The following is an 11,202-nucleotide window of genomic DNA, read 5'->3' as shown; positions in this document are numbered from 1 at the left end:
TAGAACAGAGGGGTGGTCTCCGTCCTCGCCGTCCTCGCCGCCGCCGTGCTGTTCGGCACGACCGGCACTTCGCAGGCGCTCGGTCCCGACGACACCACACCGCTGTCGATCGGCGCGGTGCGCCTGGTCATCGGCGGGAGCGGTCTCGCCGTCCTCGCCTTCGCTCTCGCCCGGCGCCACGCACGACGCCGGGCGGAGGCCGCGCCGCGCCCGGCCCTCGGCATCCGTCCGCTCCTCCTGATGACGTCGACCGGCCTCTGCCTCGCCCTGTACCAGCCGCTGTTCTTCCTGGGCACGGCCCGCAACGGGGTCGCGGTGGGAACCGTGATCGCGCTCGGCTCCGCTCCCATCCTGGCCGGACTCCTGGAATGGGCTCTGACGCGCCGGCTGCCCCGTGCCACATGGATGTCTGCGACGGCGCTGGCCACGGTGGGCGTCGTCATGCTCGGCTTCGGCGGCGAGGCGGGAGCGTCATCGGGGGCCGACCTTGTGGGGATCACCGGCAGCGTGGGGGCGGGCGCCACCTTCGCGGTCATCGCGAACGCACAGCGGCGGCTGCTCGACGGGGGCTGGGATCCGTTCACGGTGGTCGGGGCGATGGGGGCGAGCTCCGCGCTCATCAGTGCGTGTGCGCTGCCGTTCGTCGACCTGCGGTGGCTGGCGACGACGCCCGGACTCGTCATGGCGCTCTGGCTCGGAGTGGGAACGATCTCGATCGCGTACGTCCTGTTCACATGGGGGCTGAGCGGCCTGACCGCTGCCACCGCCGCGACGCTGACGCTCGGCGAGCCACTCACCGCGGCCGTGCTGGGGATCACCGTCCTCGACGAGCGCCTCAGCGCTCTCGCGGTGGCGGGGTTGATCGTGCTCGCCTGCGGCCTGACTCTGCTCGCGTGGGGCTCGAGGCGTCCCCGTGATCCGATCCCGTTCGCCGTGGAGGCATGAGGTGACCGACCTCGTCATCCGTCTCGACGACCTCAGCGGTGAGGACACCCGTGCCCTGGTCGCGGCTCACCTCGACGGTATGCGCGACACCTCGCCACCCGAGAGCGTCCACGCTCTCGACGTCGACGCACTGCGCGGGCCGCGCATCACGTTCTGGTCCGCGTGGATCGGCGACCACGTGGCAGGGATCGGCGCGCTGTCGATGCTCGATCACGACCGCGGTGAGCTCAAGTCGATGCGGGTGCACGACCGCTTCCGTGGAACCGGCGTCGGGCGGAGGATCCTGCGCCACATCGTCGCCGAAGCCGAGGGACGGGGAGTTCGCAGCCTGTGGCTCGAGACGGGTTCGACCCCGGACTTCCTCCCCGCGCAACGTCTTTACGAGAGCGAGGGCTTCCAGCGGTGCCCACCGTTCCCGCCGTACGTCGACGACCCGTTCTCGGTGTTCATGACGCGCACCCTGTGAATCGATCCGTCACCGTGCGTGCCGCGGCGGACCCTCAGATCGGGAAGACGAGCGCGACGGCGAACGCCGAGACGCCTTCACCCCGGCCGGTGAAGCCGAGGCCGTCCGTCGTCGTGGCGCTGAGGGAGACGGATGCTCCGCCCAGCGCGGCCGACATCACCGCCTCGGCTTCGAGTCGGCGGGCGGAGAACCGCGGTCGATTGGCCTGCACCTGAACGGACACATTGCCGACCTCCCAGCCGGCCTCCCTGAGGAGGGAGCGAGTGCGGCGGAGGAAGGCCTCGGCGTGCCCACCCGCATATTCGGGCCGATCCGTGCCGAAGTGCGTGCCGATGTCGCCGAGGCCGGCCGCCGCCAGCAGCGCATCCACGATCGCGTGCGCGATCGCATCGCCGTCGGAGTGCCCCGAGAGAGCCTGCTCGTCCGCCCACCGCAGGCCCCCCAGCCACAGGTCGCCGTCGCCGCCGAACGCGTGCACATCCGTACCGATACCGACCCGCGGCAGCCCGGCCGCCACCCGATCGGGGTCGGTGTGACGAGGAGTGATGAGCCCTCGCGCTCTTTCGAGATCGGCGGGCGTGGTGATCTTGAAGGCCGAGGCGTCTCCCGGCACGGTCACGATGCGGTGACCAGCGGCCGCGACGAGCGCCGCGTCGTCGGTGTACTCCTGTGCAACGCCGCGATAGCTGTCGTCGAGGATCCCGCGCGGAAATCCCTGCGGCGTCTGCGCCGCCGCCAGCTCCGACCGATCCACGGCGGCCACGATCTCGTCCGCGTCGACCCGCTTGATCGTGTCGATCACCGGGAGCACCGGGACGACGCCCGACGCCCCACCGCGCACAGCGTCGATCACGCGGGCGAACACGTCGGGTGGGGTGAGGGCGCGCGCGGCGTCGTGGACGAGGACGACATCCACGTCGGGCCACACGGCCGCGAGGCCGGCCATCACCGACTTCTGCCGGGTCTCGCCACCCGCCACGATCGTCATGAGATCACGACGGTCCCCCGCCGCCGAATCGGCGTCGGTGAGGGCCTCTCCGACGCGGTCCTCCGGCACGACGACGACGACCTGCGCCGTGGGCGCCGCCAGGACGCCGTCGAGTGCGTGGCGCAGAATGGTGTGCTCGTCGATGCCGACGAACGCTTTCGGCGCACCCGCACCCAGCCGGCTGCCTGAGCCGGCGGCGACGACGATGACGGCTGTCCGAGGCACGGGCGTGATGCTCACGCCTCGAATCTAGCCTGCCCGGTCAGCTGGCGAGGACCTCGTCGAGGACGACGCCGGCCTGCTCTTCGTCGGTCTTCTCGGCCAGGGCGAGCTCGGAGATCAGGATCTGACGTGCCTTGGCGAGCATGCGCTTCTCTCCCGCAGAAAGACCGCGGTCCTGATCGCGACGCCACAGGTCTCGAACGACCTCACTGACCTTGATGACGTCGCCGGAGGCGAGCTTCTCGAGGTTCGCCTTGTACCGACGCGACCAGTTGGTCGGCTCCTCGGTGAAGGGAGCGCGAAGCACTTCGAACACCCGCTCGAGTCCTTCTTTGCCGATCACGTCTCGAACGCCCACGAGGTCGACGTTGTCCGCCGGAACCTCGATAGTCAGGTCACCCTGAGTGACGCGAAGCTTGAGATAGATCTTCTCTTCGCCTCTGATGATGCGGGTCTTGACTTCCGCAATGGTGGCCGCCCCGTGATGGGGGTAAACGACCGTTTCGCCAACCTCAAAAAGCATGCAGGTGTGTCCTTTCGGCAAACTCCAGGATACCACAGGGCGCATACACTAAGGTGCCGCGGCCGGCGCCCGGGCGACCAGCGGGCGGCCATCCGCACCCCATAGAATGCAGGGACAGCAGCAAGCTCTCTTGGAGGATCCGTGAAATCGCGCCTGATCGCGTCCCTCGCTCTGGGCGTCGCCGTCCTCGTCGGAACGAGCGGATGCGCTCTGATCTCGCCGCAGGCGACGACGATCGAGTACTCCGCCGCCGAGGGTGTGAACATCCCCGACTCCGGTCCCCTCCAGGTGCGCAACGCGCTGATCGTCGCGAACGAGGACGGCACGGTCGGAAACCTCGTGGCCGCGATCGTCAACCAGACCTCGGACGCGCAGGTGCTCAACATCGACCTCGGTCCGGGCGTGGTGTCGAAGTCCGTTCGCGTGCCCGCGAACAGCGTGGTCAGCCTCGGATCGGACGACCACGAGCCGCTCACGCTGGAGGACATCGACGCCGTTCCGGGTACCGATGTGCAGATGTCGTTCCAGTCGGGCGATGCCGACACCGTCACGACGTACGTGCCGGTGCTCGACGGTCAGCTGTCGTACCTCCGGCCGCTCGCCCCCTGACGCGACTCGTCCCGGTCAGCTCTCGAACCGATAGCCCAGCCCGCGCACCGTCACCAGCATGGTCGGGTCGCTCGGCTTATGCTCGATGCGCGACCGGATGCGCTTGATGTGCACATCCAGCGTCTTGGTGTCTCCGAAGTAGTCGGTGCCCCAGACCCGGTCGATCAGCTGGCCGCGCGTGAGGACCCGCCCGGTGTTGCGCATCAACACCTCGAGCAGCTCGAATTCCTTCAGCGGCATGGCTATCTCACGACCGTCCACCGACACGGTGTGGCGATCGATGTCGACGGTCACACGGCCGGCCTGCAGGATGCGCTCATCGAGATCGGCATCCAACGTCGCGATGCGACGGAGCACGGCCCGCATGCGCGCCAGGAGCTCGCGCGACGAGTACGGCTTGGTGACGTAGTCATCGGCTCCCAGCTCGAGACCCACGACGATGTCGACCTCGGAGTCCTTCGCCGTCAGCATGATGATCGGCACATTGGACGTGGTCCGGATCTGCCGGCAGACCTCGGTGCCCGGCATGCCGGGCAGCATCAGGTCGAGCAGGATGATGTCGGCCCCGCGCTCGTGGAACGTGGAGATGGCCGACGGGCCGTCCTCCGCGATCTCCACCTCGTAACCCTCCCGCTTGAGCAGGTACGCCAGAGGGTCGGCGAGATCGGGTTCGTCTTCGACGATCAGAACGCGGGTCATGGTGTTTCTCCGTTCGGCGACACGAACTGCTCCGTGCCGCCCTTCATGGATGCGGTGTCGGCCGCCGACGGCGGGTAGCTCTGCTTCTTCTTCTTGGCCGGTCGCCTCTTCTTGCGGTCCGGCTGATCGTCCGGCCGGGCGACCAGCGGAAGACGGATGGTGAAGGTCGACCCGCGACCGGGGCGTGACCACAGTCTCACCTCGCCGCCGTGTCGTTGAACGGCGTACTTCACGATCGACAGGCCAAGTCCCGTGCCTCCGGTCCGCCGCGACCGGGCCTGGTCGGCACGGTAGAAGCGTTCGAACACGCGATCCTGCTCGGCCTCGGCGATGCCGATGCCCCGGTCCGTGACGGCGATCTCGAGGATCCCGTCGGCGGCCTTCACCCCGATCCCGACGGTCGATCCGGCGGGCGAGTAGGCGATCGCGTTCGCGATGAGGTTGCCGAGCGCCTCACTGAGCACCTGGGCGTCGCCGCGCACATACAGCCCGCGCTCGCCTCCGCGGACCACATCCACGCCCGACGACGTCGCCTGAATGGCGTGCGCCTCGAGTGCAGAGGTGACGACTTCGTCGACCGACACCTCCCTGTCGGTGTCCAGTTCGTCCGCCGCCTGCAGGCGGGAGAGGCTCATGATGCGCGAGGTGAGCCCGCTCAGTCGTGAAGCCTCCGCCGACAGCCGTGCGACGAACTTGCGCACCTGATCGGGATCGTCGGCGGCCGACTCGATCGCCTCGGCGAGCAGCATCACCGCCCCCACGGGGGTCTTCAGTTCGTGGCTCGTGTTCGCCACGAAGTCCCGGCGCATCTCCTCCACCCGTTCGCGCTCGGTGATGTCGCGGAAGACGACGAGCGCGAGTCGGGGGGTGATCATCATCGCCCGGGCGGCGACGAGGCGCGGCTCGGCGGGCGGGGCGCCGCGACGCAGTCGCATCGTCGCGGTGGCGGCGGTCGCGGTGCCCCGCGCCTGCCGAGCCAGCGCCCGCAGCTCCGCGCTGTGCAGGACCTCCCCCTCGAGCATCCCGAAGGGGGCGGAGGGCGGCGAGGCGGCGAGCACCGTCGAGGAGGTGTCGACCACGACGGCGGCGTCGTCCATCACATGCAGCACATCACGCACGCCCTCGGGAATGCTCAGCGACGTCTCCGCGCGGAGACGGTCACGAGCACGCAGGGCAGCGACGACGATGATCGACGCCGAGCTGCCGATGATCGCCCCGACGACCAGGGCGAGCAGCGCAAGCTGCGTCGTTTCCATGTCTTCAGCGTAGACGGCGCGAATCCGGGCGCCCGCTCGTCACCGTCTGTCAGCCCGCCGGACCGGTTACTATTCACTCTCGCGGCACCGTTCGTTAACCTTCCCTGACGACAATCGCGCTGGCGATATCCGCCGATCGCGTGACTCACGCGTGCCCGCGCAACAGGAGAGGTGCCGCACCATGCGCGAACTATTCCATCAGACACTCGAAGACGTGCAGGCTCGACTGGTCGAGATCTCGGAGCTGGTCACGATCGCGATCGACAAGGCCACCCGCGCCTTCGGCACGAGCGACGTGGCCCTGGCTGAAGAGGTCATCGCCGACGACAGCATCATCGACGAGAAGGCCGTCGCGCTCGACGAGCTCGCCATCGAGATCCTCGCCCGTCAGCAGCCGGTCGCCCGCGACCTGCGCGTCGTGGTCACTGCCCTCCGGGTGAGCGCCTCGCTCGAGCGCATGGGCGACATCGCCGAGCACATCGCCCAGCTGACGCGCATGCGCTTCCCTGAGCGCGCCATCCCGAAGGGGCTCAAGGGCACCTTCACGAAGATGGGCGAGCTCGACGTCGCCGTGGCCCACAAGCTCACCGAGCTCTTGAAGACCCAGGACCTCGAGCTGGCCGAAGAGATCCGCAACGACGACGACGCGATCGACGATCTGCATGTCAGCGTGTTCGAGAAGGTGCTCAGCGACAGCTGGCAGGGCGAGACGGGCGCGACCGTCGACGCCACGCTCGCGAGCCGCTACCACGAGCGCTTCGCCGACCACGCGGTCTCCGTCGCGAAGAAGGTGGTCTACCTGGCCACGGGCGACTGGACCGCAGACGAGAACCGAGCCGAGACGGTCTCGAGCCCGTCGATCTGACGGGCTCCGCGCCTGATCAGGTCCGCACCTGATCAGCTCCGCACACCATGAGAAGAGCGGATGCCTCGCGACGAGGCATCCGCTCTTCCGCGTTGTACGGACCGACCTACTTCTTTCCCTGCGATGCGACCGCCGCGGCGCCCGCGGCAGCGGCCTCGGGGTCGAGGTACTCCCCCGGGCCGAGCGGCACGAGGTTGTCGTCGAGCTGATAGACGAGCGGGATGCCCGTGGGGATGTTCACCTCGGCGATGTCGGCGTCGCTGATGCCCTCCAGGTGCTTGACGACCGCGCGGAGCGAGTTGCCGTGCGCCGTGACCAGCACGGTCTTGCCGGCCTTGAGGTCTTCGGTGATGTCGCTCTCCCAGTAGGGCAGCAGGCGGTCGATGACGAGCTTGAGCGACTCGGTGCGCGGGACCTCGCCGTCGATCCCGGCGTAGCGCGGGTCGCCGACCTGGCTGAATTCGCTGTCGTCGTCGAGAGGCGGCGGCGGTACGTCGAACGACCGACGCCACAGCATGAACTGGTCCTGCCCGAACTCGGCGAGCGTCTGCGCCTTGTCCTTGCCCTGCAGAGCGCCGTAGTGGCGCTCGTTGAGCCGCCACGTGCGCTTGACGGGGATCCAGAGCCGGTCAGCGGCGTCCAGCGCGATGTTCGCGGTCTGGATCGCGCGGCTCAGCACGGAGGTGTAGAGCACGTCGGGGTGCAGCCCCGCTTCGGCCAGAAGCTCGCCGCCTCGGCGGGCCTCGGCCTTGCCCTGCTCGGTCAGACGGACGTCCACCCAGCCGGTGAAGAGGTTCAGTTCGTTCCATTCGCTCTGGCCGTGGCGGAGCAGGATCAACGTGTGGGGCGCGGTCATGCCGCCATGATACCGAGGGCGGGTGACCGCCGTCGGCTCGCCTGCCGAGCAGATGCCCAGCGGATGTCGGGGCGCGGCTGACATCATGGCGTCATGGTCGCCCGCCCCTCCGCCGCCGGTCACGTGACCCGCGGGACGACCGGCACGAACCGCCTGCGACGTGTCGATCGGTGGATCGCCCGCCGCCCGGAACTCGTGCGCGCGATCGATCCACTGGTGGTGGATCTCGGATTCGGGGCGAGCGCCGTCACGACGCTCGAGCTGCACGCCCGGCTCGCGCGCGTGCGCCCCGACGTGGAGGTCCGCGGCCTGGAGATCGAGCGTGCGCGGGTCGTGCGGGCCGACGAGCAGCTGGACGCGGTTCGAGCGGGCGGACGACCGTTCTCACCGGACGCGCGGGTCTCGTTCGGATTCGGCGGCTTCGAGGTGCCGATGACCGCGGGGCGTCGGCCGGTCCTGATCCGGGCGATGAACGTGCTCCGTCAGTACGATCCCGCGGAGGTCGCCGATGCCTGGGCGCGGATGGCCGCGCGGCTCAGCCCCGGCGGCCTTCTGGTCGAAGGCACCTGCGACGAGATCGGTCGCGTGTGCACGTGGCTGGCGATCGGGGCCGACGCCTCGCCGCGGACGCTCACGGTCTCTCTCCGACTCGCCGAACTGCAGCATCCGTCCATCGCGGCCGAGCGGCTGCCCAAAGCGCTCATCCACCACAACGTCCCCGGCCGGCGGGTGCACGGCTTCTTCGTCGCCCTCGACCGGGCGTGGGATGCCGCGGCGCCCCTGTCCACCTTCGGCGCGTCGCAGCGCTGGCAGGGGGCCGTGCGAGCTCTACGTGACGACGGCTGGCTGGTTCTCGAGCCCGGCCGCTGGCGTCTCGGCGAGATCACGGTCGACTGGCGCGCGGTGGCCCCGGACTAGATCCGAGGCACCGCCGCGCGCGCCTGGTCCGCCGGCATGCCCGATGCGGCCAGGAGGTCGACGACCAGGGGGCGCATCGCGGCGATCAGATTGTGGTCGCCGAGCGAACCGTCGGGCATGAGGGTGCGCGGGTCGAGCATCCCCGCGACGACGAGGAGCGCCTCGCGGGCCGCCGGTTCCAGGGAGATGTCCTCGAGCGACGCCTCCAGCAGATCCAGGCCACGGAGCATGTCGCTCAGCAGGTCGGCGGCCACCGGACGCGGCATCCGGTCGTCGCTCTGGTACACGGCGCGGCGCCCCACGACCCGCAGGTTGCGGATCGCATAATCCATCGACGAGCGGACCCTCTCGTGCCGTTCCAGCTCGGTGCGCTGGCGGCGCAGGAAGGGCGAGATGCGCGCGATCGCGAGACCGGACTCGAGGGACACGCGCCACTCCTCGAACAGGGGCTGGATACCGCGCGCCTTCTCGAGTCCGCGCTCGGCCCGGATCCGGTCACCCCGGCGAAGCGCCTGGATCATGGTCTCGACGGCCGCGTGCACGGCGTCGAAGACCGCGCGGGCGTCTCGGAGCTCGGGCGCGCGGGGATTGCGCGGCACGAGCGCGGTCACGAGGAGAGCCGCGACGCCACCCACCAGACCGTCCGCCAGGCGGGTGAAAGGCGCGCCGACCTGTGCAGGCAGGATCAGCACGATCAGCGACTGGATCGCGGCCGCGATCGCGAAAGCGGGCTGCGGGGACAGGAAGCGCGCGATCATGAGGGTGAGTGCGAGAGCGAGGGCGAGCTGCCACCACCCGCTGCCGATGGTGAACAGCAGGAGCTCGGCGACGAGGATGCCCACGAGCATGCCGATGACGGTCTCCAGCACTCGACGGGGCCGGGCATCTCGGACCAGGCCGAGGCTCGAGATGGTCACCGTCGCCGCGATCAGCGGAGTCGCGTGGCCCAGGACGTAATGGGCGAAGGCGAACGCCGCCGTCGCGGCGACGACGATCTGGATGATCGCGTTCGCCGAGCCGTGCATGCGACGCAGGCCCGGCCGCACGTCGAACCGCGTGCGCCAGCCGGTCGGCACGACCGCGGTGTGCGGGGACGGCGCCCCGTCGCTCATCGTGCCGGAGTGCGACGACCCAGGCGCGGGATGCGCGGGACCGACGCCGTCGCGCCGGCCTCCGGCGGGACGATGACCTCCTGCGCGGCGGCGATCGGCCCGTCCTCGCCGTCGACCACGAGGTCGGCGTCGGTGGGGGTGCTGCGCTTCACCACGGCCAGGGCGATCGGCCCGTCCTCGTAGTGCAGCGCGGCCGAGGTGATGACGCCCACGTCGTCTGCGCCCACGCGGACGGCCGCCCCGCGGACGGGAAGGCGACTGCCGCTGCCGTCGAGCTGCAGCGCCACGATGCGCCTCGGGGGGTGGCCGAGGTTGTGCACCTTCGCCACGGTCTCCTGACCGCGGTAACAGCCCTTGCTCAGGTGCACCGCCGTGCGGAGCCAGTCGTATTCGTGCGGGAGGGCGCGTTCGTCCACTTCGGTGCTCCAGCGCGGGCGCCACGCGGCGACGCGCAGCGCATCGACGGCGATCAGGCCGGCCATCCCGAGCCCGTCCCGGGTCGCGGCATCCACCATCTGCTCGAGGGTCGCCCGCGGCACCAGCAGTTCGGACCAGTCCCGGTCGGAGCCCGGGTGCGGCTCTACCGCTGCGTAGCCGTACCCGCCGGTCGAGATCTGCGGCCAGGGGTCGTGCCAGACCACCCGCGCGGTGTGGTCCCCGCTGTTCCCGACGAAGGCCTCGATCGCCGCGGACGTGCCGCCCACCACCGTGAACTCGTCGCCGGCATCGCGAGGAACCACCCGGAGACGGAACCGCATGCGCGTGAGCCACGTCAAGAGCCCGGCGGCGTCGCCGGCGTCCACGATGAGCCACGTGGTCTCACCGTCGTCGAGGACGGATGCCGTGTGCTCCACGCGACCCTGGGGGTCGAGCACCAGCAGCTCGGTGCTGACTCCCGGCGCGAGACGGGTGAGCGCCTGCGATGTCAGGGAATCGAGCCACGACAGGCGGTCCTCGCCCGTCACCGCGAGAACTCGCCGGTCTCCGAGGACGGCGACCGACCGACCGACGGAGAGCGCGCGCTGCTCGCCAAGCGGATTCCCCAGGTGCTGGAGTCCGGCGTCATCGACGACAGCTCCCGGAAGGCGGGTGAGGAAGTCGTCCATCACTCGGCCTTCGCCAGGCGGGCGGAGGCGTGTGACCCGAGTTCCTGGCCGAGGGCCGCGATGTCCCAGGCCCAGAGGAGATGGTTGTCGACGAGTCCATACAACCGGGACGCGGCGGCGTAGGGCTTCGAGCCCGCGGTGCGCATCACGTAGTCGGTCGCGATGTCGATGCGCGGACCGCGCACCTGACCGAGGTAGAGCTCGCTCACCCCGTCGGAGTGCACGAGCAGGGCCTCGATGTCGAAACCGCCCTCGGCGTTGCGCAGCGCTTCGATGTCGTCCACGGTTCGGACGGGCTCGTCCGCGAGGGCGGGCAACAATGCCGGCCCCGCATCTCCCTCGCCGGCGGGGATGGAGAGCCGCCAGTAGCCCATCTCCGACACGAGCGGCGTGCGCGTGCGGTCCTCGCCGTCGCCGTGCAGAAGCCAGGCGCTGGCGGCGTAGTTCAGGAAGGAGCCGCCATCGTGGCTGAAGCTGACACGGTGGGCGAACTCGCCCGCATAGTGCGTGTCGGCCACGTCGTAATCGATGACGCCGGTGCCCTCCCAGACCCCGATGAGCCAGGAGAGGGGAACCAGTTCCGCGGGGAGATCGGTCGGCAAATCGAACATGCCGCGGACCGTCAGCGCTGGCCGCG

13 protein-coding genes are annotated in these 11,202 nt (G+C 69.9%); 5 read left to right on the top strand and 8 right to left on the bottom strand.

From position 1 onward, the window contains the following. The first annotated feature begins 12 nt into the window (after positions 1 to 12). Both ACFM35_RS02180 and ACFM35_RS02175 read left to right on the top strand, forming a co-directional pair. On the top strand, positions 13 to 945 hold the full coding sequence (locus ACFM35_RS02180; RefSeq protein WP_378837778.1) for a DMT family transporter: 933 nt from the start codon (positions 13 to 15) through the stop codon (positions 943 to 945). Position 946: 1 nt separating this feature from the next. Continuing rightward, entirely contained in the window at positions 947 to 1,411 is a 465-nt protein-coding gene (locus ACFM35_RS02175) for a GNAT family N-acetyltransferase (protein WP_378837776.1), read from the top strand. 34 nt (positions 1,412 to 1,445) lie between these two features. Here the strand turns inward: ACFM35_RS02175 and ispD are convergent, their stop codons facing one another. Both ispD and ACFM35_RS02165 read right to left on the bottom strand, forming a co-directional pair. Next, positions 1,446 to 2,639: a 2-C-methyl-D-erythritol 4-phosphate cytidylyltransferase gene (ispD, locus tag ACFM35_RS02170; protein WP_378837773.1), complete on the bottom strand. Its 1,194-nt coding sequence runs from the start codon at positions 2,637 to 2,639 to the stop codon at positions 1,446 to 1,448. A 22-nt stretch (positions 2,640 to 2,661) separates the two neighbouring features. Further along, positions 2,662 to 3,144, bottom strand: a complete 483-nt coding sequence (locus ACFM35_RS02165) for a CarD family transcriptional regulator (RefSeq protein WP_378837770.1) — start codon at positions 3,142 to 3,144, stop codon at positions 2,662 to 2,664. 141 nt (positions 3,145 to 3,285) lie between these two features. Between ACFM35_RS02165 and ACFM35_RS02160 the strand changes: the two genes are divergently transcribed. After that, positions 3,286 to 3,753 (top strand): DNA modification methylase, encoded by a 468-nt coding sequence (locus tag ACFM35_RS02160; protein WP_378837768.1) that lies wholly within the window; start codon positions 3,286 to 3,288, stop codon positions 3,751 to 3,753. A 15-nt stretch (positions 3,754 to 3,768) separates the two neighbouring features. On the opposite strand, the gene ACFM35_RS02155 is transcribed toward ACFM35_RS02160, so the two are convergent. Both ACFM35_RS02155 and ACFM35_RS02150 read right to left on the bottom strand, forming a co-directional pair. Then, on the bottom strand, positions 3,769 to 4,452 hold the full coding sequence (locus ACFM35_RS02155) for a response regulator (RefSeq protein WP_378837765.1): 684 nt from the start codon (positions 4,450 to 4,452) through the stop codon (positions 3,769 to 3,771). After that, the gene (locus tag ACFM35_RS02150; RefSeq protein WP_378837763.1) at positions 4,449 to 5,708 is read right to left on the bottom strand and encodes a sensor histidine kinase; all 1,260 of its coding nucleotides are present in this window, start codon (positions 5,706 to 5,708) and stop codon (positions 4,449 to 4,451) included. Before ACFM35_RS02150 ends, ACFM35_RS02155 begins: the two co-directional genes overlap by 4 nt. Positions 5,709 to 5,889: 181 nt before the next feature. Between ACFM35_RS02150 and phoU the strand changes: the two genes are divergently transcribed. Next, on the top strand, positions 5,890 to 6,573 hold the full coding sequence (gene phoU, locus ACFM35_RS02145; RefSeq protein ID WP_378837761.1) for a phosphate signaling complex protein PhoU: 684 nt from the start codon (positions 5,890 to 5,892) through the stop codon (positions 6,571 to 6,573). A gap of 106 nt (positions 6,574 to 6,679) precedes the next feature. On the opposite strand, the gene ACFM35_RS02140 is transcribed toward phoU, so the two are convergent. Next, positions 6,680 to 7,429: a phosphoglyceromutase gene (locus tag ACFM35_RS02140; RefSeq protein ID WP_378837758.1), complete on the bottom strand. Its 750-nt coding sequence runs from the start codon at positions 7,427 to 7,429 to the stop codon at positions 6,680 to 6,682. Positions 7,430 to 7,522: 93 nt separating this feature from the next. Between ACFM35_RS02140 and ACFM35_RS02135 the strand changes: the two genes are divergently transcribed. Then, positions 7,523 to 8,347, top strand: coding sequence for a class I SAM-dependent methyltransferase (locus ACFM35_RS02135; RefSeq protein ID WP_378837756.1), 825 nt, complete (start codon positions 7,523 to 7,525; stop codon positions 8,345 to 8,347). Here ACFM35_RS02135 and ACFM35_RS02130 read toward each other — a convergent pair. The 3 genes from ACFM35_RS02130 to ACFM35_RS02120 are packed head-to-tail and all read right to left on the bottom strand — an operon-like array spanning position 8,344 to position 11,176. Then, entirely contained in the window at positions 8,344 to 9,459 is a 1,116-nt protein-coding gene (locus ACFM35_RS02130) for an FUSC family protein (RefSeq protein WP_378837754.1), read from the bottom strand. The two genes, ACFM35_RS02135 and ACFM35_RS02130, sit on opposite strands and share 4 nt — an antisense overlap. After that, a complete protein-coding gene (ygfZ, locus tag ACFM35_RS02125) occupies positions 9,456 to 10,565 on the bottom strand; it encodes a CAF17-like 4Fe-4S cluster assembly/insertion protein YgfZ (protein WP_378837751.1) in 1,110 nt (369 codons plus the stop codon). Before ygfZ ends, ACFM35_RS02130 begins: the two co-directional genes overlap by 4 nt. After that, entirely contained in the window at positions 10,565 to 11,176 is a 612-nt protein-coding gene (locus tag ACFM35_RS02120) for a nitrobindin family protein (protein ID WP_378837749.1), read from the bottom strand. The genes ygfZ and ACFM35_RS02120 overlap by 1 nt, the downstream gene beginning before the upstream one ends. Between the last annotated feature and the right edge of the window lie 26 nt (positions 11,177 to 11,202).

Source organism: Microbacterium songi (assembly GCF_042747925.1).
In the GTDB taxonomy this organism is placed as follows: domain Bacteria; phylum Actinomycetota; class Actinomycetes; order Actinomycetales; family Microbacteriaceae; genus Microbacterium.
Note: the sequence above shows the minus strand (reverse complement) of the source record. Positions and strands in the feature narration are given on the sequence as shown.

Coding starts and splice junctions, on each gene's coding strand:
- ACFM35_RS02165 (WP_378837770.1), bottom strand. CDS start 3,144: ATGCTTTTTGAGGTTGGCGAAACGGTCGTTTACCCCCATCACGGGGCG.
- ACFM35_RS02155 (WP_378837765.1), bottom strand. CDS start 4,452: ATGACCCGCGTTCTGATCGTCGAAGACGAACCCGATCTCGCCGACCCT.
- ACFM35_RS02150 (WP_378837763.1), bottom strand. CDS start 5,708: ATGGAAACGACGCAGCTTGCGCTGCTCGCCCTGGTCGTCGGGGCGATC.
- phoU (WP_378837761.1), top strand. CDS start 5,890: ATGCGCGAACTATTCCATCAGACACTCGAAGACGTGCAGGCTCGACTG.
- ACFM35_RS02140 (WP_378837758.1), bottom strand. CDS start 7,429: ATGACCGCGCCCCACACGTTGATCCTGCTCCGCCACGGCCAGAGCGAA.
- ACFM35_RS02135 (WP_378837756.1), top strand. CDS start 7,523: ATGGTCGCCCGCCCCTCCGCCGCCGGTCACGTGACCCGCGGGACGACC.
- ACFM35_RS02130 (WP_378837754.1), bottom strand. CDS start 9,459: ATGAGCGACGGGGCGCCGTCCCCGCACACCGCGGTCGTGCCGACCGGC.
- ygfZ (WP_378837751.1), bottom strand. CDS start 10,565: ATGGACGACTTCCTCACCCGCCTTCCGGGAGCTGTCGTCGATGACGCC.
- ACFM35_RS02120 (WP_378837749.1), bottom strand. CDS start 11,176: ATGTTCGATTTGCCGACCGATCTCCCCGCGGAACTGGTTCCCCTCTCC.